Origin of the sequence: Chitinophaga jiangningensis (assembly GCF_900142605.1) — a bacterium.
GTDB classification, from domain to species: domain Bacteria; phylum Bacteroidota; class Bacteroidia; order Chitinophagales; family Chitinophagaceae; genus Chitinophaga; species Chitinophaga jiangningensis.
Genome location: NZ_FRBL01000010.1, coordinates 108,943 through 129,970, shown reverse-complemented (window position 1 = coordinate 129,970; position 21,028 = coordinate 108,943). Strand labels below are relative to the sequence as shown.

Annotated in this window: 17 protein-coding genes; 11 read left to right on the top strand and 6 right to left on the bottom strand. The window is 47.3% G+C overall.

Annotated elements, in window-relative coordinates; genetic code table 11:
• Window positions 1-32 precede the first annotated feature (32 nt).
• Genes BUB18_RS24685 through BUB18_RS24650 form a run of 8 tightly spaced genes read left to right on the top strand, consistent with a single transcriptional unit; the run spans window position 33 to window position 6,549 of the window.
• Window positions 33-518: a DUF4199 domain-containing protein gene (locus BUB18_RS24685; RefSeq protein WP_073086251.1), complete on the top strand. Its 486-nt coding sequence runs from the start codon at window positions 33-35 to the stop codon at window positions 516-518.
• Between the two features lie 22 nt (window positions 519-540).
• Window positions 541-1,494 (top strand): glycosyltransferase family 2 protein, encoded by a 954-nt coding sequence (locus BUB18_RS24680; protein WP_073086249.1) that lies wholly within the window; start codon window positions 541-543, stop codon window positions 1,492-1,494.
• Between the two features lie 40 nt (window positions 1,495-1,534).
• Window positions 1,535-2,680, top strand: coding sequence for a glycosyltransferase (locus BUB18_RS24675; protein ID WP_073086247.1), 1,146 nt, complete (start codon window positions 1,535-1,537; stop codon window positions 2,678-2,680).
• A gap of 29 nt (window positions 2,681-2,709) precedes the next feature.
• Window positions 2,710-3,732 (top strand): GHMP family kinase ATP-binding protein, encoded by a 1,023-nt coding sequence (locus tag BUB18_RS24670; protein WP_073086245.1) that lies wholly within the window; start codon window positions 2,710-2,712, stop codon window positions 3,730-3,732.
• Window positions 3,733-3,746: 14 nt separating this feature from the next.
• Window positions 3,747-4,325, top strand: a complete 579-nt coding sequence (locus tag BUB18_RS24665; protein WP_073086243.1) for a D-sedoheptulose-7-phosphate isomerase — start codon at window positions 3,747-3,749, stop codon at window positions 4,323-4,325.
• Complete coding sequence (locus BUB18_RS24660) at window positions 4,322-5,026, top strand: nucleotidyltransferase family protein (RefSeq protein ID WP_245805732.1); 705 nt, start codon at window positions 4,322-4,324, stop codon at window positions 5,024-5,026. Before BUB18_RS24665 ends, BUB18_RS24660 begins: the two co-directional genes overlap by 4 nt.
• 12 nt (window positions 5,027-5,038) lie before the next feature.
• Window positions 5,039-5,560, top strand: coding sequence for a D-glycero-alpha-D-manno-heptose-1,7-bisphosphate 7-phosphatase (locus BUB18_RS24655; RefSeq protein ID WP_073086239.1), 522 nt, complete (start codon window positions 5,039-5,041; stop codon window positions 5,558-5,560).
• A gap of 26 nt (window positions 5,561-5,586) precedes the next feature.
• Window positions 5,587-6,549, top strand: coding sequence for a hypothetical protein (locus BUB18_RS24650; protein WP_073086238.1), 963 nt, complete (start codon window positions 5,587-5,589; stop codon window positions 6,547-6,549).
• A 69-nt stretch (window positions 6,550-6,618) separates the two neighbouring features.
• On the opposite strand, the gene BUB18_RS24645 is transcribed toward BUB18_RS24650, so the two are convergent.
• Genes BUB18_RS24645 through BUB18_RS24630 form a run of 4 tightly spaced genes read right to left on the bottom strand, consistent with a single transcriptional unit; the run spans window position 6,619 to window position 12,433 of the window.
• Window positions 6,619-9,150: a DNA gyrase/topoisomerase IV subunit A gene (locus tag BUB18_RS24645; RefSeq protein WP_143160093.1), complete on the bottom strand. Its 2,532-nt coding sequence runs from the start codon at window positions 9,148-9,150 to the stop codon at window positions 6,619-6,621.
• Window positions 9,151-9,166: 16 nt separating this feature from the next.
• Window positions 9,167-9,571 (bottom strand): cupin domain-containing protein, encoded by a 405-nt coding sequence (locus tag BUB18_RS24640; protein ID WP_073086234.1) that lies wholly within the window; start codon window positions 9,569-9,571, stop codon window positions 9,167-9,169.
• A 27-nt stretch (window positions 9,572-9,598) separates the two neighbouring features.
• Window positions 9,599-10,501: a DUF1835 domain-containing protein gene (locus tag BUB18_RS24635; RefSeq protein ID WP_073086232.1), complete on the bottom strand. Its 903-nt coding sequence runs from the start codon at window positions 10,499-10,501 to the stop codon at window positions 9,599-9,601.
• Window positions 10,502-10,513: 12 nt separating this feature from the next.
• Window positions 10,514-12,433, bottom strand: coding sequence for a DNA topoisomerase IV subunit B (locus BUB18_RS24630; RefSeq protein WP_073086230.1), 1,920 nt, complete (start codon window positions 12,431-12,433; stop codon window positions 10,514-10,516).
• Window positions 12,434-12,662: 229 nt separating this feature from the next.
• On the opposite strand from BUB18_RS24630, the gene BUB18_RS29745 reads away from it, so the two are divergent.
• Window positions 12,663-12,812, top strand: a complete 150-nt coding sequence (locus tag BUB18_RS29745; RefSeq protein WP_178372202.1) for a hypothetical protein — start codon at window positions 12,663-12,665, stop codon at window positions 12,810-12,812.
• Between the two features lie 276 nt (window positions 12,813-13,088).
• Here BUB18_RS29745 and BUB18_RS24625 read toward each other — a convergent pair whose 3' ends face one another.
• Window positions 13,089-13,757 carry a response regulator gene (locus BUB18_RS24625; RefSeq protein WP_083550725.1) on the bottom strand — a complete coding sequence of 223 codons (669 nt, stop codon included), beginning with the start codon at window positions 13,755-13,757 and terminating at the stop codon, window positions 13,089-13,091.
• Window positions 13,758-13,804: 47 nt separating this feature from the next.
• Window positions 13,805-16,930 carry a sensor histidine kinase gene (locus tag BUB18_RS24620; RefSeq protein WP_073086228.1) on the bottom strand — a complete coding sequence of 1,042 codons (3,126 nt, stop codon included), beginning with the start codon at window positions 16,928-16,930 and terminating at the stop codon, window positions 13,805-13,807.
• Between the two features lie 241 nt (window positions 16,931-17,171).
• Here BUB18_RS24620 and BUB18_RS24615 point away from each other — a divergent pair, with 241 nt between their 5' ends.
• Together BUB18_RS24615 and BUB18_RS24610 are read left to right on the top strand one after the other, a co-directional pair.
• Window positions 17,172-18,188 (top strand): WD40/YVTN/BNR-like repeat-containing protein, encoded by a 1,017-nt coding sequence (locus BUB18_RS24615; protein ID WP_143160092.1) that lies wholly within the window; start codon window positions 17,172-17,174, stop codon window positions 18,186-18,188.
• Between the two features lie 353 nt (window positions 18,189-18,541).
• Window positions 18,542-20,935: a glycoside hydrolase family 31 protein gene (locus BUB18_RS24610; protein ID WP_073086226.1), complete on the top strand. Its 2,394-nt coding sequence runs from the start codon at window positions 18,542-18,544 to the stop codon at window positions 20,933-20,935.
• Window positions 20,936-21,028: the final 93 nt, after the last annotated feature.

Here is a 21,028-nt window from a genome sequence, read left to right as displayed (position 1 = left end):
CTTTTATTCCTACATCTCATAAATTTGTTACTATGTCAAACAAAAACCATATTGCTTACGGTCTTACCGCCGCAATCATTCAGTTTGTAATGAATCTTGGATTCTATTTTGCAAAATTGAATACCGAGAAATGGACTTCCTTTCTGACTACAGGTGTATTAGTAGTGGCAGTTATACTTGCCTGCCTGGACTATGCAAAGAAAAATCCAGGTTCCACCTTCGGCAATATTTTTGCCAACGGTTTCAGAACCACTGCGGTAATAACCGTGATCGGTGTGCTGCTGGCCGTTGTTATGGTGCTCATCTTCCCGGATATTAAGGAAATATCCCTGGAAGCAGCCCGCAAACAAATGGAAGAAGGCGGAAAAGCTACCCCTGATCAGATTGAAACAGCCCTGGACCTGACCAAAAGAATGTACTACGCATTCCTCATCGGCGGCATCCTGGTTGGCAGTATGATCTTCGGTTTAATCGCTTCCCTGATCGGTGCCGCCGTATCACCGAAAGCAAAACAATAGTTACATAAGGAGACAACAATAGATGAGTTTAAACATATCCGTAATCGTTCCTTTAAAAAACGAAGAAGAATCACTTCCGGAGCTCGCCGCCTGGATCGATCGCGTTATGCGCGAAAATAAGTTCACCTACGAAGTGTGGATGATCGATGATGGCAGCACCGACAGCTCCTGGCAGGTAATCCAACAACTCGGCGCTGAAAACCCAGGTATCAAAGGCATCAAATTCCAAAGGAACTACGGTAAATCTGCCGCCCTCAACGAAGGCTTTGCCGCCGCCAAGGGCGATGTAGTCATCACCATGGACGCAGACCTGCAGGATAGCCCGGACGAAATCCCGGAACTATACCGCATGATCGTCGAAGATGGGTATGACCTCGTAAGCGGATGGAAGAAAAAACGCTACGATAACGCGTTTACCAAAAACCTTCCTTCCAAATTATACAACTACACCACCACCCGTATGAGCGGCGTTAAGCTGCACGACATGAACTGCGGCCTTAAATCATACCGCAGGAAAGTGGTGAAATCAATAGAAGTTTATGGCGAAATGCACCGCTACATCCCAGTGATAGCCAAATGGAACGGATTCCGTAACATCGGCGAAAAAGTAGTGGAACACCGCGCACGTAAATACGGTACCAGCAAGTTCGGCCTGGAACGCTTTATCAACGGCTTCCTCGACCTTGCCACCATTATGTTTATCGGAAAATTCGGCAAACGCCCGATGCACTTCTTTGGTGCCCTCGGCACGCTCTTCTTCCTCCTCGGTTTCATCATCGCTGGATACCTGAGCCTTGCCAAAATTTTCTATGATAAATACAATATGACTGACAGACCTATCTTCTTCCTGGCCCTGCTGGCAATGATTATAGGTTCCCAACTCTTCCTCACCGGGTTCATCGGCGAACTGGTTACCAGAAACGCCTCCGAAAGAAATACCTACCTGGTGGAAGCAAGATTGGACAACGCTCAATAATGCCACTGCCCCGCAACGCGGGATACAGCGACAACTACTTATGATGGCTCAAAAAAAGAAAATATTGATCATCGGCACAGCCTACCCCTTCCGGGGTGGGCTGGCTGCTTATAATGAACGACTGGCAGAAGAACTCCAACACGAAAACCATGACGTGGAAATCTTCACCTTTACCGTACAATACCCGGAATTCCTGTTCCCCGGTAAAAGCCAGTATTCCACCGATCCAGCCCCCGCACACCTGCGGATCAAAAGGCTCGTTAACTCAGTGAACCCGCTGAACTGGATCAAAATAGGCCGCACCATCCGCAAAATGAAACCAGATCTGATCCTCATCAAATTCTGGTTACCCATCATGGGCCCTGCCTTCGGCACATTACTGCGACTGGGAAAAAATAAAAATACCAAAGTCATCTCCATCCTCGATAACGTGGTACCACACGAAAAAAGACCCGGAGATGTACCCTTCACCAAATATTTCCTCAAACCCGTGGATGCATTTATCGCCATGAGTCAATCCGTACTCAACGACCTCCGCGTGTTTGAACCCAACAAACCTGCATCACTGATCCCACACCCGATCTACGACAACTACGGGGAGCATATCTCCAAAGAAGCCGCCAGAGCCAACCTGGGACTGCAACCAGGCAAAAAGTATATTCTCTTCTTCGGCTTTATCCGCGCCTATAAAGGGCTGGATCTGCTGCTAAAGGCCATGGCCGATGAACGCATGAAGCAACTGGATGTACATGCCATCGTAGCCGGTGAATTCTATGAAGACGCCACGCCCTACCAGCAACTGCTGCAGGAGCTGCACCTCGGCGACCGGGTACTGATGCACACCGACTTCATCCCCAACGAGGCAGTAAAAAATTATTTCTGCGCCGCCGACCTGGTAGTGCAGCCATATAAAAGCGCCACCCAAAGCGGTATTTCACAGATCGCCTACCACTTCGATAAACCAATGGTTGTCACCAACGTAGGCGGACTCACCGAAATGGTGCCCAATGGCGTTGTGGGCTTCCAGGCTGAACCTGAGCCCGCCAGCATCGCCGCCGCCATAGAAAAATATTTCACGGAAAACCGCGAAGCCGACATGGTGGCTGCACTCCAACAGGAAAAATTAAAGTACTCCTGGCACCGCCTCGCCACAGAAATTCATAAATTAGCGGATAACATTTCCTAAACAACAAACATCTAAACCAGCACAAAGGCGTGATTTACAGAAGTAAAGCTCCTCTACGTATAGGCCTCGCCGGTGGCGGCACCGATGTAAGTCCTTATTCCGACTTATACGGCGGCGCTATCCTCAATGCCACCATCTCTTTATATGCCCGTGCCTCCATAGAGCCACTGACAGAAAATAAAGTCATCTTTGAATCGGCCGACAGAAGAGAAAGCCTCTCCTATGACGCCGTATACCCATTGCCGTTAGACGGGAAATTAGATATCCTTAAAGGCGTGGTAAACCGTATTTTTAAAGATTATGGCGCATTCCCATCGGGTTTCCGCCTCACCACCTACGTGGATGCCCCTCCGGGCTCCGGCCTCGGCACCTCCTCCACCCTCGTGGTAGGCGTAGTAGGCGCCTTCGCCGAATGGCTTAAACTGCCCCTCGGAGAGTACGACCTGGCTCACCTCGCCTACTCTATCGAACGGGAAGACCTCCAACAGGCCGGGGGTAAACAAGACCAGTATGCAGCCACCTTTGGCGGCGTCAACTTCATGGAATTCTACGCCGGCGATAAAGTGATCGTAAACCCACTCCGCATCAAAGACGTATACCTCCATGAACTGGAAAACAACCTGGTATTGTTCTACACCTCTACCAGCCGGTTGTCGTCCAGCATCATCTCCGAACAACAAAAAAATGTGACGGATAAAAACGATGATTCCATCGCTGCCATGCACCACCTGAAAGAACAGGCGGTGATGATGAAAGAAGCTCTGCTCCGCGGTACCATCGATAAAATCGGTGAAATCCTCGACTATGGCTTCGAACAGAAAAAGAAAATGGCTAAAGGCATCTCCAACTCACAACTCGATGAAATCTATGAAGCTGCCCGAAAAGCCGGCGCCAGCGGAGGCAAAATCTCCGGTGCAGGCGGTGGCGGATTCATGATCTTCTATTGCCCTAAAAATACCCGCTTTGCCGTTGTTGACGCGCTCAACAAATTCGGCGGCGATGTAAAACGTTATCATTTTACCAACAACGGGGTTCAAACCTGGAGTATCTAACTTAACTTTATCTGATGAAGGAAGCAATAGCGAACAGACTGCAGGCAAGCATTGCCGTAAAGGAAGCCATCCTCCGGGACGAAACCCTGCTGCAAAAGATCAGCGACGTAGCAACCACTATCACCAACAGCCTCAAAGATGATCATAAGATCCTCTTCTGCGGCAACGGTGGCAGCGCCGCCGATGCACAACACCTGGCCGCCGAATTTTCCGGCCGCTTCTATAAAGACCGTACACCACTGTATGCAGAGGCGCTCCACTGCAACAGCTCTTATATGACTGCCGTAGGTAACGACTATGGCTACGACCAGGTATACGCGCGCATCCTGCGCGGTATCGGTCGCCCGGGCGATGTGCTCATCGGCATATCCACCTCCGGCAACTCCGCTAACATCCTTGAAGCCATGAAAGTGGCTAAAGAACAGGGAATGATCGTAGTTAGCATGACCGGACAAACCGGTGGTAAAATGGCCGCTGGCAGCGATTACCTGCTCAACATGCCTTCCACCGATACACCACGCATCCAGGAAGCACATATCACCGTAGGCCATATCATCTGCGAAATCGTTGAAAACAATCTTTTTCCGGGATGATGACTACTGAATGTATCGTGCTGGCAGGCGGCCTTGGCACCCGCCTGCGCAGCGTAGTAGCCGACAAGCCAAAATGTATGGCCCCCATCGGATCACAGCCCTTCCTGTACTACCTGCTCCACTATCTCCATAAACAAGGCATTACCCATGCCATCCTTTCTCTTGGATACAAATCCGAACAGGTGATCGAATGGTGTGAGCAAAACGAGCTGCCACTGCGTGTATCCTTTACCGTAGAACCGGAACCCCTGGGCACCGGCGGCGGTATCGTGTATGCCCTCAGCAAGGTAGAGAACGACGCTGTATTCATCGTAAACGGAGATACCTATTTTGATGTAGACCTGGCCGGCTTCAACGCCTTTCACCAGCAACACGGCAGTCAGTTGTCGCTCGCACTCAAGCCTATGCAGCGCTTCGACCGTTATGGCACCGTTACTCTCAATAACAACAGCGGCATCACCGCATTCCGGGAAAAACAATTCATGGAATCAGGGCTGATCAATGGTGGGATATACCTTACAGCGGCATCGTACCTCAAAGGTTTACATCTCCCTGAAAAATTCTCCTTTGAAAAAGAAGTACTGGAGCCAATGGCCGCCAATGGCCAACTGTACGGCTTTGTAAGCAATACCTATTTTATTGATATCGGTATTCCGGAAGACTACGAAGCCGCCTCCAACTACTTACCGTATAACCTTTAACGTTAGTATGCAATGACATTGTTCCTGGACAGAGATGGCGTTATCAACGACGAAATAAAAGATGGATATGTGCTCAGCTGGGATATGTTCCGCTTCAGCAATGGCGTACTACAGGCCCTTCCTATCTTCAACAATAAGTTTGACCGCATCGTGATCGTTACCAATCAACGCTGCATCGGTCGCGGCCTCCTCACCAACGAAGGCCTGGATGCCATCCACGCCCGCATGTTGCAGGAAATTACCGCTCACCACGGCCGTATTGATAAAATCTACTACTGCCCGGATGTCGACAACAGCTCCCCTTGCCGCAAACCACAAAACGGTATGGCCATGCAGGCAAAAAGCGACTTCCCGGAAATCGACTTTCAACAGGCAGTAATGGTAGGTAACACGCTGAGCGACATGCAATTTGGACGCAACCTGGGCATGAAAACCATTTTCATTACCAGCACCCATCCGGAAATTACGCTGCCTCATCCGCTGATCGATGAGCGTTACGCCAGTTTGATGGATTATGCTGCCACAATACAATAATTCGACGGTACAACCGTATTATAGATATGGTAAAAAAAATATTAATATCCATATTGCTCCTTTGCGCCGGCATTGCTGCCCACGCACAGCAACCTGATGCCGCTTCCAAAGCCAGCCTGGTCAAATACCAGGACACGCTGCAGCAACTCAGCAAGGATATTTTCGCCGGCCGCGGCGACGATGGCCGCCAGCAGGCATGCGATGCCTTCATACCCACCCTCGTGAAAGCGCTGAAAAACAAGTACTCTTTCAAATTCCCGTTCGATTCACTCAAAACGGTTTCTATTCAATATCCGAAAGACAGTACCTTCCGCATTTTTACCTGGGCCCTGGAACATGAAAATGGCTTCTACCGGCATTTCGGCGCCATACAGATGAATACCCCGGACGGCTCTCTGAAACTCTTTCCCCTGTTTGATGCCAGCGATTACATGGCCAATACCGATACCATTACGGATAATAAATACTGGTACGGTTGCCTCTACTACAACATCGAACATCGCCACTATTTTAACCAGGAATACTATACTCTCTTCGGCTGGGACGCTAACAATCCACGTAGCCAGAAGAAAATAGCTGAAATGCTCACCTTCAAAAACGGCCAGCCGGTATTTGGCGGACCGTTCTTCAGCTTCAGCGCCGACAGCGTGAAAAAGCCCACCCGCAACCGTTTTATCATGGAGTATAAAAAGGAAAGCAGCATCAGCCTCAATTACAATAAGGATGCGGACATGATTATCTTCGATCACCTCATCTCCGAAAGTAATGAGCCGGAAAAAAAGCATACCCTCGTATCCGATATGGATTATGAAGGTTTTAAATGGACCGCCGGCAAGTGGCTGCACGTCGAAAAAATCTTTAACGATGCCATACCACTGGGTAAAGGCGCCCCGGTGCCCCAGCCACTGGATGTGAAGAAGAAGAGTATGACCAATCCGAAGAGTGCGGAAGATTATATAAATGAGCAATCAGGCAAAAATCATAAATAAAAAAACCGTCGCTTTCGGCGACGGTTTTTTTATTTACAGCCGGCCAAAGGCCGGCTATAAATAAACGCTTTAAAATAACTCACCCTGGGTACCAGCATCCTCTTCTGGGCTCGGATCTTCATCCTCAGACAATAACTCCGCACTAATCAGGTCATCGCCTGCAATGCGCGTACCTACTGCCTTCCAGCCGGTCACTTCAATAAACTCAGCCAGGTTGATCTCTTCTTCTTCCGGATTGCGTTTCTTACCCGTTTTCAGTAGTACTACCGGTTGTGTATGGGTAGTAACCATTTCCAGGTAGTTGCCGTTGCCCTCTTTGATAAACAGAAACTTGTTATTCAGCGTCTGCGTTTCTACACGGAAACGTTTTACGTTAAACTGCTTCTTGTCGGCATCAAAGTAGATGGCAGTGACCACCTTATCAGGATTGAATTTTTCGATGTATACGATATCGTTGGACTCATAACGGTTGGTGAGGTCGTAGTTGGTGAGCTCGTAAGTACCATTTTTAAAGGCCGCGAAAATTTTATCTTCCCCTTCAAAGCTACCGATGTACACCCCTCTTTCTTCCGTATTGAGTCGGCCTGTTTCCGGATCAAACCAGATCTTCTGGCCTGCCAGGGTAGATACACCTTTCTCCTTGAACTTCACACTACGGATAGGATATTTCGTTACCTGGTTACCCATCGAAATACGTCCTTTAATAGCAATGGTTTCGAAGAACAGGTCGAACTCCTTGTTCCTGGCGGAGCAGTTCGGACTCAGCTTGATGGTTACCACTTCTGCTTCTCCATTAGGGTTAGCGCTGAAGTAGTGCACTTTAGAGTTTTTCTCTCCCTTGTGCGCGAGGTCGTACTCTTTATCCCTGGTAACACCCGTTACGTTAAAGCGTTTTGCATAGCTTACGCCGGTTTTTCCTTCTACATAAATCATGTTGTAGGTAGTACGCTCATCATTTTTGCGGAATACGTCCACATGTATAATGTCCTTACCTACAAAGGTTTTGTCCGCTACTTTGGTTACCAGCATTTTACCGTCGCGACGGAAAACAATGATATTATCAAGGTCGGAACAATCGGCTACAAATTCATCTTTCTTCAGGGAAGTACCAATGAAGCCATCTGCGCGGTTTACGTACAGTTTGGTGTTGGCAATAGCCACCTGCTGCACCTGGATGGTGTCGAAGGTTTTAATTTCGGTGTTACGTTCCCTGCCTTTACCATACTTCTTCAGCAGGTTTTCGTAGTAGGCGATCGTGAAATCAGTGAGGTTAGCGAGGTCGTGTTTTACCTGTTTGATATCTCCTTCAATGCCTTTGATCTGTTCGTTGAGCTCATTGATATCGAGGCGGTAAATTCTACGTACAGGCTTTTCCGTGAGTTTCACAATATCTTCACGGAGAATGGCACGTTTCAGGTTTTTCTTGTACGGAGCAAAAGCCTTGTCGATAGCTGTCAGCACCGCTTCCCAGTCCTTATGCTTCTGTTCAAGTTCCTTATAGATTCCCTTTTCGAAGAAGATTTTTTCGAGAGAGGTATAATGCCATTTATCTTCGAGTTCGCTTAGTTTGATTTCCAGTTCCTGGCGGAGCAGGTCTTTGGTATAATCAACGGACGACTTCAGTAAGTCGGACGCAGATATGAACTGTGGTTTGTCGGATACAATTACGCAGGCATTCGGGGAGATGGAAATTTCGCAATCGGTAAATGCGTACAGGGCATCGATAGTGATATCCGGGGAGATGCCGGGTGCCAGGTGCACCTCAATTTCCACGTTCGCAGCGGTGTTATCCACTACTTTACGGATTTTGATCTTGCCGCTGTCGTTTGCTTTTACGATGGATTCCATCAGCTGGGTGGTAGTAATACCATATGGTACGTCCTTGATCACCAGCGTTTTCTTGTCGCGCTCCTCAATATGTGCGCGTACCCTTACTTTACCACCACGTTTACCATCATTATAGTTGGCCACATCCACCATACCACCGGTAGCGAAATCCGGATACAATTCGAATTTCTTTCCTTTCAGGGATTTGATGGCGGCGTCTATGAGTTCACAGAAGTTGTGCGGTAATATTTTTGTGGAGAGACCTACGGCGATACCTTCGGCACCTTGCGCGAGCAGCAACGGGAACTTCATGGGCAGTGCCAGTGGTTCGTTTTTGCGACCATCGTAACTCAGCTGCCAGGTGGTTGTTTTAGCGTTGAAGGCAACTTCCAGTGCAAATTTAGAGAGGCGGGCCTCGATATACCTGGCTGCCGCTGCATCGTCGCCTGTTCTTACGTCACCCCAGTTACCCTGGGTTTCGATGAGCAGGTCTTTCTGACCGAGATTCACAATGGCATCGCTGATAGAGGCATCACCATGCGGGTGATACTGCATCGTTTGCCCGATCACGTTAGCAACTTTGTTGAAGCGACCGTCATCCATTTCTTTCATGGCATGCAGGATACGGCGCTGAACGGGCTTTAACCCGTCTTCTATGCTGGGAACCGCACGTTCCAGGATTACGTAAGAAGCATAATCCAGAAACCAGCTCTCATACATGCCGCCTACATGCGTGACATTATGCAGAGATTCGTCTGATGTTTGATTTTCCATGTCCATGTATAAACACTTACGATTTTACGTTTATCATTTTTTCAAAATCTTCTCTCCAGATGCGTACGCTGTCTTTCCGTACATCATCCACAGAGTTGAGCTCGATATAACAGCAATCCGTAATGGCTATCATCTGATGCCATATCATTGCTGGTATTTCCACCCTTACAGGTGCACTGATTTCGGTGACAATAATTTCATTTCCGTCCAGGGGACACCAGTGTAATTCAGCCTTTCCTGAAAACAACAATAATATCTCCGGATTTTTATTTGCACTATGACCTTCATGATAATGCTGTCCTCCACTGCTGCCTGCATTTCGATAGCACAACATAAAGTCACCTGTACGCTGGCAATTCCACAAATAGTTACTACCTCTTTCATCCTCCCCATGCAGGGATATAGGCGTTACCGTGATCATAATCGTTGTGTCTTTATAATTTGGTTATCAGCTTTCTGGCGCTGTTTCAGCAGCTGCTGGCTCACCACCCGGCTGTTTTACTTCAAAATCACGAAGCGTTTTCAGTTCTCCCCTGCTTTCCAGTTTACCTTCTTTTACCAGCTCTTTCAATCGCCAGGTAAGGAACTGATCCATTACCGGGTATTTCAGTTTTCCGGTAACCTGACCGGCTACACGCCATGCTTTGATAAAGTCCTTCCCTGTTTGTTGCAGCAGGTCTTTATCATAGAAAGTGGCAGGTTCTCCTTTCAGTTTCTTACCTCCTTCCAGTAGTCGCAGGCCAGCATTCTCATTCATCATGCGATGCCATTCATCCCCATCCAGCTCATACTCTGCCAGCGATATCGGCCTGGCCAGTTTCTTCGCTTTCAGGAATTCTTTAGGGAGAATCTGGTGCAGGTGGGTGGGATAAAATACCGCCCCCTTTTCATTCAGGAAAGGAAGATTGTTGAGATAGATGATATGTATACGACCTGCATAGTCATACAACTTACTCACCAGCCAGTAATAACCGGCTACATCTCTCGCATTTTGCCCTGCCCATATCCAGATTTCCAGTTCAGGATCTTCTTTCAGCATGGCTTTCAGCGCCAGAAAACGTTCCTCGTCAGCAGAGTGTTCCAATTCCGGCTCCGGTGCAGGTTCCTGATTTTCCGTTTCTTCGAACATATCCGGCGTTACGGGCGCGGGAGCGGGCGTAACCCCCTGCATCTGCTGCCACCATTGCTGGCGGCCGGCCTGGCCTTCTTTGGTGTCCAGTATGAACAGCGGGCCTACGGACAAGTCATCTTCGAAGGAAAGTACTTCCCCTTCCATTTTCTCGTCCATCCCGATGGCTTCCTTCAGTACAGCTACTGCAGGCTCGCCAAAAACAATATGCTTTAAGCTCATACAGTTGCGATATTACTTAACAGACTCTTGTACCTCTTCAATAACATCCTTTTCATGGCGCAGGTTGTTGATGATAAACTCCTGGCGTGCCTGTGTATTCTTACCCATATAGTATTCCAGCAGTTTCTGGATATGGATATCTTTGGACAGAATGATCGGATCGATACGCATATCTTCTCCGATGAAGCGGCCAAATTCATCCGGTGAAATTTCACCCAATCCTTTAAATCGGGTAATCTCCGGTTTACCGCCCAGTTTCTTCACTGCTTTCTGTTTCTCTTCCTCGCTGTAGCAGTAGATGGTTTCCTGTTTGTTACGCACGCGGAACAGCGGCGTTTCCAGGATATACACGTGCCCGTTTTTCACCAGGTCAGGGAAAAATTGCAGGAAGAAAGTCAGAATCAGCAAACGGATGTGCATACCGTCCACGTCGGCATCGGTGGCTACCACAATATTATTATAGCGTAAGCCTTCCAGTCCGTCTTCAATATTGAGTGCATGTTGCAGGAGGTTAAACTCCTCATTTTCGTACACAATCTTTTTGGTAAGACCAAAGCTGTTCAGCGGTTTACCACGTAAGCTAAACACCGCCTGTGTTTCCACGTTGCGGGATTTAGTGATGGAACCACTCGCGGAGTCACCCTCCGTGATAAAGATGGTGGTATCGAGTTTGCGGGCTTCGTTCTCTGCTTTTTCCTTACCGGTGTATTCCTCATTCATGTGAATGCGGCAATCACGCAGCTTCCGGTTATGGAGGTTCGCTTTTTTCGCCCGCTCGTTGGCCAGCTTTTTTACACCTGCCAGCTCCTTACGTTCGCGCTCACTCTGTTCGATACGTTTCTTCATCGCGTCGGCTACTGCCGGGTTGCGGTGCAGATAGTCGTCCAGGTGTTTGGACAGGAAGTCCAGCACAAACGCTTTCATGGATGGTCCGCCTTCATAAACGGTCAGGGAGCCCAGCTTGGTTTTGGTTTGTGATTCAAATACCGGCTCCTGCACACGCACGGAGATAGCCGCACAAATAGAAGCCCTGATATCGGTAGCATCGTAATCTTTCTTATAAAAATCACGTACTGTTTTTACAAATGCCTCACGGAAAGCACCCAGATGTGTACCGCCCTGTGTGGTATGCTGACCATTCACGAATGAATAATACTCTTCACCATACTGGTTTTCGTGCGTAATGGCCACCTCTATATCCTCCCCTCTCAGGTGAATAATTGGATAGCGCAGTTCCTCGTCGTTGGTTTTGCGTTGCAGCAGATCCAGCAGGCCGTTTTTAGACAGGTATTTTTTGCCGTTAAAGTTGATGGTTAATCCAGCATTCAGGAAGCAATAGTTCCAGATCTGGTTCTCCAGGAATTCAGGGATATAACGGAAGTTCTTAAATACAGTATCGTCCGGGGAAAAGGTCACCAACGTACCGTTTTCCTCGTTGGTAGCAGTTTCTTTATGCTCTTTGGTCAGTACCCCGCGTTCGAATTCCGCCACTTTCATTCTTCCATCACGTACGGATTGTACCCGGAAGTAACTGGAGAGCGCATTCACCGCTTTCGTACCCACACCGTTCAATCCCACTGATTTCTGAAAGGCTTTGCTATCATATTTAGCACCGGTGTTGATCTTGCTTACTACATCCACTACTTTTCCCAATGGAATGCCGCGGCCATAGTCACGCACCGTTACCATATGCTCCGTTACCTTAATATCTACCTGCTTACCAAAACCCATGGTATGCTCATCGATACAGTTATCCGTTACCTCCTTGAGCAGTATGTATATACCATCATCTGCGCTGGAGCCATCCCCTAACTTACCAATGTACATACCTGGCCTGAGCCGGATATGCTCCCGCCAGTCCAACGACCTGATGGAGTCTTCCGTATAGGAAGCAAATAGATCCTTTTTATCCGTTTTCTCCGTATTAGCCATAATTATATTAAAGTTTCCTATATACTTATGATGTTTTTTAACAGTTGCCGGCACCTGCTATACTAAATCTTTTAGCAAAACCGGATTATGGGCAAAAATAATGGTTTCAGCGAATCAACCCAAGTATAAGATAGATAAATAAAAAAATACATGCATCTTGGAATTATATTAACTTATTTACTATATTTACAAAAGACACCTATTTTTTGAAATCCTAACCTATGTCCTTATGAAAACACTATGCCTGATCATCTCATTATTACTTATTGCCGCCGCTGTCATCGCCACGCGCTATATTCGCAGGGAACAGGAAAACAACGTCGGTAACAAATTCCTTCGTCTGATCCGGAAATTCGACTCCTGGCAGATGATGCGTTAATTTTCAATATAATATATTTTCAGATTAAATAGCAAATCCGGCGCTAACACAATAATTCGGCTCAGGACTTCCAGCAGGGCAATAGCAGATTACATCATTGATAATCCCTATTCCTATGAAAACTGGTTTATTGTTCAGACTCGCATGTCTGTTGATCGCTACAATCGTTTTAACGGCTCATCTCGTTCGCAAACAGGTGAGAAGCTGAGGTTACCACAATAAAAAGAGGCTGTTCCAGTGATTGAGACAGCCTCTTTTCTAAATGCTTGCTATAACTTATCGGTTATAATATTTGTTTACAGCATCAGTTCTGCTGCGCACATGTAATTTTTCGTAAATGTTGTGCACGTGGCGGCGCACCGTTTCTATACTGATAAATAAATTACTGGCGATTTCCTTGTAAAGGAAACCCTTTGATAACTGATCCAGAATTTCTTTTTCACGAGTCGTCAACGCTTCCAGTGCAGGATTCGGTTTGGCCTGCTTCTGGAAAAATGCCACCACCCTCCTGGCAATCTGTGAGCTCATCGGACTTCCACCTTCGTGCAAATCACGGATCGCCTCCAGCAATTCTCCCGGAGAGGTCTTCTTCAGGATATAACCACTGGCACCCGCTTCCAACGCATTGAAAATTTTGTCATCATCCTCATAAACCGTGAGCATCATAAACTGCATGTCCTGATACTCTGCCTTCAGACGCGCAATACATTCAATACCATTCATGCCTCCCGGCAGATTGAAATCCATCAGTACCACATTTGGAAGTAAGTGAGGGATCTGTTCCACTGCGGTTTCTGCATTATTGAAAGTGCCAACACAGGCATATCCGTCAGAACCATTAATCAGCAATTCCATAGCCGTGCGTATATCATGGTTGTCCTCTACAATCGCTATAGAGATAATATCCATGTTATCCTGGGACTTCTTTTTTGAGTATACCGTCATGTCTTTATTTATTATAACACTTAGATGTTACTGCTAACAAATGTATGTTAATTTAGTGGGATATCGAGAAAAACTATTGTTCCGTTATCAGAGGTGATATCCGCATTACCACCCACTGCAATCATCCTCTTCTGGATGTTTTTAAGACCATTCCCAAACAAACGCACCTTCTCCTGATCAAACCCTTTTCCGTTGTCTTTTATCATGATGGTCATATTTCGGTTGTTCATCTTAATTTCAATGATCACTTCGGTTGCCTTCGCGTGTTTTACCACATTGTGCAGCGACTCTTTTACTGCCAGGTAAATGTTTCTCCTTGTTCCTCCGCTTAATTTAATATTAGGGATGGTATCCGGTATATAAAACTGATGTGTGATATGTGCATGCTCCAAAAAGTCGGCCGCAAAACTACGCATATATGCAATCAGATTCGCCAAACTGTCATTGGAAGAATTCATCGCCCAGATAATCTCACTCATCTTATCCACCATCTCCCCTGCCGTTTCCGAAATCCGCTCTATCTCCCTCGTTTGCGTCGGATCCTGGATCTTACGCTTTGCAATCTCACTCAACAAACGGATGGTAGATAATCCGGACCCCAGGTCGTCATGCATGTCACTGCTGATACGCGCACGTTCCTGATCCACCGCCTGCTCTTTCTCCAGCTTCAGCTTCTCATGCCTGATCTTATAATCCAGATACAAGGTAGAGAAATAATAAGCAATACCCAGCAAAAGCAACAATAACAGGAACCTGAACCAGAGCGATTGCCAGAACGGTATCCTGATAAGGATCTCCAGGGTGGTAGGTGTCGCATTCCAGATATCATCGTTATTGGAAGCTCTTACCTTAAAGGTATATTTTCCAGGATGCAGGTTCGTATACCTCGCCATTCGGAAGGTACCACCATCCACCCAGTCCTCATCAGCCCCTTCCAGTTTATACTGTATCCGGTTCTTTGTAGGGTTGGTATATTCCAGCGGCACAAACTCCAGTGCGATCGTGTTCTGGTTGTAAGGTAATTCTACTTTTTTCAGGAGAGATACCACCGTATCTGATTCATAAGGCTTATCCAATACTTCCATCCTGCGAATCACCACTTTCGGATAATATGGATTGTTCCTGAAATTTTTTGGGTAGAAACCATTCACCCCCCGGATACCACCAAAGAACAACTCGCCATCTACCGATTTGTAAAAGGCCCCGGTATTGAACTCATTGGACTGCAGCCCGTCTTCATGGTTGAAACTCGTTATCTCATTGGTGACCATGTTGATCTGCGACAAGCCTTTGTTATGACTCACCCAGATCTTGTCTTTATCATCCAGCAACACGCCGTACAAATAATCGTTGATCAGCTTGGGATTATCGTAGCTATTGAAATGCTGTACAATCTGATCCTGTTCATTTAGTATAAACAACCCTTTTGTACCCGCTACCAATACCTGCTTATGGGAATTTTTATTGATGGACTTCACCATCATTCCTTCCGGAAAAATCACCTTGTTCCAGCGGCTGCTTCCTGCATGACGTGCAAATAAGGAGGACTTGGTGCCGGCATACTGGTTCCCCATCATGTCCTCGTAGTAGGTAGTCAGCGTTTCATCTCCAAAGTCGTGCACCATGCTCACCTTGTACCCCGCCCCTTCATTGGTAAACATCAGCAGATAATGTCCGTAGTTAAAATACACCTCGCCGTTTGGCCGCTTAAATAAAAACGGAAAACGGTGCCGGTCGTCCGGCAGCCCCAGCTTACGCACCTGGGCCGTCAGATCTGTATAGGTTTTGGTGATCACATTAAACAACCCGATGTGCATGCCGGTAAAATGTAACCAGATATGCTCGTAATCTTCCCGGCAGATAGCCGCCAGATCACTGCCCGGAAACTTCCCGGGGTATAATTCATTGGAGAACCTTTCTAAAAAACGGCCGCCTTCTTCATAAACATTCAGTCCATCTCTCAATAACCCCACATACAACCTGCCGTCATCATGCTTGTACACAGACATTACCATGTTATGCGTGATGTATGGAGAACGATAAAGATTGAAAACCTTTTTATGCGGCGAATATTTTTTGATACCATCACCATCCGTACCAACCCACATATTATCGGAACCATCCCGGTACAGGAAAGTAACGTCATTGAAGGAATGAGTTTCGAAAGTATTGAAACTCACGATGTGCCGGATGATTTCATTTCTTGCTATGCTATATATCAATACACCGTCATTACCACCTATCCACGCATTGCCGTCATGATCCAACTCCACCACATTCGGCTCAAAGGCCTCATTACGCTCATTGCGCACATCATATGGCAGGTCACTGAACTTGTTCCTTTTTTTATTGAAGATGGTCACGTGCCCGGCACTAACGATGATCAGTGAATCCTGGTTCAACCGGCGGACCACAGGATTTTTCCCAATCCCCGGCAAACAGAAGATCTGTAATTGTAAAGTCCGGATGTTGAGCGCCAGCATTTCTCCCGGCTGATAATTCATCCATACCAGGTCGCCATCCTTATATGCCACCCCAGGCACCACCCCGGCCTGCTGGAACTGCCGTGGATAAGCAATCATCCGTTTGGTTCTGAATGAGTCCCTGTCCACAACGTAGATCCCTTTCATAGGCCGCCAGATCCAGATAGTACGGCTGGCTGTATCTTCTCCCAAAATTTTAAACTTATAACTGGCATCCCGCTCGGCCGTGTTCACATTCGCTTTCACGCTATCCGGAAAAACTTCGCGGAACCGGTTGCGGTACTTATCATATACACTCACACCATTATTATGTGTAAGCAGCAGGCGGTTGCGACTGTCCTTATAAAAAGAATAGCCTTTATAACCACTGAGATCAAACCGATTGATTACTGCGCGGTTACCGGTGATAGTACGCGGTACCAGTTCGCCTTTGCCATCACCGGGCCTGATCGGGGAATTAGGCTTATACCTGTATTCATTGAAAATGTATCCATCGAAACGATTGATACCGTCGCGGGTGGCAAACCACATAAACCCCTGGTCGTCCTGACAAATGTCCGAAACCGAACTCTGAGAAAGTCCTTCATTCACACTATAACCATCAAAAATATACGGCTTATCCTGAGCAAGGAGCAGAGATCCCCTTAAGATACACAGGCACAGCAGGAAGAGTATTTTGATTTTAGGCAATAAATGCACGATGGTTTTAGTGTTAATGACAGTGAGCAGCTTTAGGCTTTATGCAAATATATAAATCTGCTTCACACTTTATAGCAATTTTGTAATTTTCTTGCCGCTAACAGATTGGAAATAAATATTATAACTTATGCCTATTTCAAGGATACGATATTTAATGAATCGCTGTAACACTTTACTGTGGCCAGATACAACGGCCTCTGCTATTAAAGTTTTTGCACTTTCGGTGGTATTTATGTGGACGTCAACTGCTGCTAAAGCTCAGTTGCCCGTACCTGTACGCACCCTCTCGGCCGGTTTGCCTGCCAAAAGCCTCCGTGGACTTCAGGCGGTAACAGACGATATTGTGTGGGTGTCTGGTACCCAGGGAATGGTAGGCCGTACTGCCAATGGCGGTCAATCCTGGAAGTGGAGCAAGGTGGCCGACAGCTGCGATTTCCGCTCTATCTACGCATTTGACAGCCTGAAGGCAGTAGTACTGAGTATCGGGAGTCCTGCCCTGCTTTACATGACTACCAATGGCGGGCAGTCCTGGAAAAAAGTATATTCGAATGAAGACAAAGACATTTTCTTTGACGGGCTGGTATTTATGAACGAGCAGGAGGGCATTGCCATCGGCGACCCGCTGAAGGATAATAATGGTAAAGAAAAATTTACGGTGCTCCGCACGCATAACGGCGGCCTTTCCTGGGAACTGGATCCTATGGATGCCAGGCCGGCTGCACAGCCCGGCGAAGCGATATTTGCAGCCAGTAACACCAGTCTGATTGCACTTCCTAACGGGCAATCCCTGTTCGTGACCGGTGGTTCCGTATCAAGAATTTTTTTCAACAACGGTACCCGCAACCGTGTTATCCGGGATAATAACTATAGCGTTTACCCATTACCGTTAATTCAGGGACAAAATAGCACCGGCACTTTTTCCGTTGCCTTTCGGGATCAGCAAAACGGCATCATAGTTGGAGGCGATTATAAAAATGATACCCTGCGCGAACGCAACTGCTTTATTACCAGCGATGGTGGTAAAACCTGGACAGCACCAGCCATACCACCGTCGGGTTATCAGTCGGCCGTTACCTGGGTAAATAAAAACACCCTGTTAGCAACCGGTACCAGCGGCACACACCTTTCCTACGATGGTGGAAAAACCTGGGCAAAAATCGGAAGTGGCTACAATGCCATCATGAAAGCCCGGAATGGAAAACTGGTGTACCTTGCGGGCAAAGAAATTGCTGTGCTGCAAGCGGAGTAACTGCCTTATACCAAAAAGGTGCTCCTGGAAAGGCGCACCGCTGGAATAGGTTAAAGCAAAAAGTACATTTATTGCTTTGAAGTTAATAAGATATTATCTCTTTTTTTGCTCTTTTTTGCAAAGCAGATATTTTTGATCGTAAACGTAGAGATTACCATCATCAACGTTATTTCGCCGGCGCTAACCCACCGCGCGGAATGCGGAACGTAACCCGGCAACAGCGATGCTGACGCGGACCTTCCGCTACCATAAAGGGTATTTTTCTAACCTACAGGCAGGCAGGGAAAATTAACATCGGCCTCCTTTTTTTTGTAACTTAAAGCCGGGATAAGCCTGACATAGAAAAAGCTATTATGCAAGTTGAAACTTCCTCGAGCAAATACTCAGCGAAACATTACCCGGATGCCGTCCGGTCATGGAAAAAAGAAGGTAACATCTTCTACTTTTATACTACTGAAACCATTCTGGAAGTAAGGGTTATCTCCGACAAGATCATCCGGTTCAGATACGCCTCCGACGGTACTTTCCAGCGCGATTTCTCCTATGCCACCAGTGATACACTGGAAGAGTCTCCGATCTCTTTTGGTATCAGGGAGTTCGATGCCAACTTCGAAATATACACGAACTATATTAAGGTGCTGATCGCCAGGGATAACCTCCGCGTTACCATCACCGACCTGGAAGGCAAAATCATCAACCAGGATGAAATGGGCTTTCACTGGCAGCATTACCTCCTCAAAGGTGGTAAGATCGTTTACTGTAGTAAGCTGATCCAGGAAAATGAAGTATTCTACGGCCTGGGCGATAAACCCACGGACCTCAACCTCCGCGGCAAACGCCTGGAAAACTACGGCACAGATGCCTACGGCTACCAGAAAGATACCGACCCGCTGTACCGGAATATCCCCTTCTACTACGGCCTGCATAATGGTATAGGCTACGGACTGTTTTTTGATAATACCTTCCGCACCATCTTCGACTTCGGAAAGGAAAGAGACAATGTATGCAGCTTCTGGGCAAGAGGCGGTGAAATGAATTACTACTTCATCTACGGGCCTGACCTGATGGAAGTTGCCGAAACCTATACCCGCATTACCGGAACACCGGAGTTGCCGCCATTATGGGCACTTGGCTACCACCAATGCCGCTGGAGCTACTACCCGGAGCAAAAAGTGAGAGATATTGCCACGGAATTCCGCAAACGCCAGATCCCCTGCGATGTCATCTATCTCGACATCGACTATATGGACGGCTTCCGCTGCTTTACCTGGAATAAGGAATATTTCCCTGACCCGGTTAAAATGATCAGCGACCTTGCAAAAGAAGGTTTTAAAGTGGTGGTAATCATTGACCCAGGCATCAAAGTAGATCCGGAATACAGCATCTACCAGGATGGACTTAAAAATAATTACTTCTGTAAACGCGCGGATGGCGCGCTGATGGAAGGTGATGTATGGCCGGGCAAATGTGTGTTCCCCGACTTTACCAATCCGGAGGTGCGCGACTGGTGGGCCGGCCTTTTCAAAGGGCTTGCCGAAACAGGCGTGCGCGGCGTATGGAATGATATGAACGAACCTGCGGTGTTTGAAATGGGCACCTTCCCTGAAGATGTGCGCCACGATTACGACGGAGAAGAAGTGAGTCACCGCAAGGCACATAATGTATATGGCCACCTGATGAGTAAAGCCACTTCAGCAGGCCTGAAGCGCTACCTCATGCCTAACCGGCCATTTGTTATCACCCGCTCTGCATATGCGGGTGCACAGCGCTGGTCCTCTGTTTGGACCGGGGATAACGTTTCCAGTTGGGAACACCTCTGGCTGGCAGCCGTGCAGTGTCAGCGACTGGCCGTTTCCGGCTTATCGTTCTGCGGCAGTGATATTGGCGGCTTCATTGGTGAGCCGGACGGAGAATTGTATACCCGCTGGATTCAGCTGGCCTCCTTCCATCCGCTGATGCGTACCCATAGCGCCAGCAATGAAACCGGGTTCGACCAGGAGCCATGGAGTTTCGGTGAAAAATATGAGGCGATCGTAAAGAAATTTATATCACTCCGATACCAACTGCTTCCCTATTTCTACACCACCTTCTGGCAATATGCACAAAACGGTACCCCGATGATCCGGCCGCTGGCTTTTGTGGCGCAGCATGAGGCAGATACCTACAATTGCTCCCATGAATTTATGTTCGGCGATTCCCTGCTGATCAGTTTTGTAAACGAAGCAGGTATGCAGGAGAAAGATTTATATCTCCCTAAAGGCCAATGGTACAGCTACTGGGATAAAACACAACTGGCTGGTGGCGAACACCACACCGTGGCTACCCCGCTGGACCAGATGCCATTATTTGTGAAAGCAGGTGCTGTTATTCCGTTTTATCCGGAAATGCAGTATACCGGCGAAAAACAGGTGGAAGAAATGATCCTGGAAGCCTACTACAGCAACACGGTTGTAAAAAGTTCTTTGTATGAAGATGCCGGTGATCACTATGGATATAAAAACGGCCAGTTTAACGTGATCCGTTTCAAACAGGCATCGGACGACAAACAGTTCTGGTTGAAAAAACAATATTATATAAACTATCAGTCCACTTACAACCGCTTCCGCATTAAAGTGTATGGCATTCCTTTCACGCCTGCTGCTGTGCTGGTAAACGGAAAACAACTGGAGGCCGGTAGCTGGACCGCGGGAGATAATGTGATTGAGTTTGTTGCCGATAAAGGCTTCGAAGAAATTGTGATAAAATAAGGGCACACCAGATAGACATCTAACGTGCTTTGTCCTAACCTATGCCAACTTTAGTTGCGCAAAATTAACAGGACAAAGCATCACTTCAAAATA

Coding starts and splice junctions, on each gene's coding strand:
- BUB18_RS24685 (WP_073086251.1), top strand. CDS start 33: ATGTCAAACAAAAACCATATTGCTTACGGTCTTACCGCCGCAATCATT.
- BUB18_RS24680 (WP_073086249.1), top strand. CDS start 541: ATGAGTTTAAACATATCCGTAATCGTTCCTTTAAAAAACGAAGAAGAA.
- BUB18_RS24675 (WP_073086247.1), top strand. CDS start 1,535: ATGATGGCTCAAAAAAAGAAAATATTGATCATCGGCACAGCCTACCCC.
- BUB18_RS24665 (WP_073086243.1), top strand. CDS start 3,747: ATGAAGGAAGCAATAGCGAACAGACTGCAGGCAAGCATTGCCGTAAAG.
- BUB18_RS24660 (WP_245805732.1), top strand. CDS start 4,322: ATGATGACTACTGAATGTATCGTGCTGGCAGGCGGCCTTGGCACCCGC.
- BUB18_RS24655 (WP_073086239.1), top strand. CDS start 5,039: ATGACATTGTTCCTGGACAGAGATGGCGTTATCAACGACGAAATAAAA.
- BUB18_RS24650 (WP_073086238.1), top strand. CDS start 5,587: ATGGTAAAAAAAATATTAATATCCATATTGCTCCTTTGCGCCGGCATT.
- BUB18_RS24645 (WP_143160093.1), bottom strand. CDS start 9,150: ATGGAAAATCAAACATCAGACGAATCTCTGCATAATGTCACGCATGTA.
- BUB18_RS24640 (WP_073086234.1), bottom strand. CDS start 9,571: ATGATCACGGTAACGCCTATATCCCTGCATGGGGAGGATGAAAGAGGT.
- BUB18_RS24635 (WP_073086232.1), bottom strand. CDS start 10,501: ATGAGCTTAAAGCATATTGTTTTTGGCGAGCCTGCAGTAGCTGTACTG.
- BUB18_RS24630 (WP_073086230.1), bottom strand. CDS start 12,433: ATGGCTAATACGGAGAAAACGGATAAAAAGGATCTATTTGCTTCCTAT.
- BUB18_RS29745 (WP_178372202.1), top strand. CDS start 12,663: ATGAAAACACTATGCCTGATCATCTCATTATTACTTATTGCCGCCGCT.
- BUB18_RS24625 (WP_083550725.1), bottom strand. CDS start 13,757: ATGACGGTATACTCAAAAAAGAAGTCCCAGGATAACATGGATATTATC.
- BUB18_RS24615 (WP_143160092.1), top strand. CDS start 17,172: ATGTGGACGTCAACTGCTGCTAAAGCTCAGTTGCCCGTACCTGTACGC.
- BUB18_RS24610 (WP_073086226.1), top strand. CDS start 18,542: ATGCAAGTTGAAACTTCCTCGAGCAAATACTCAGCGAAACATTACCCG.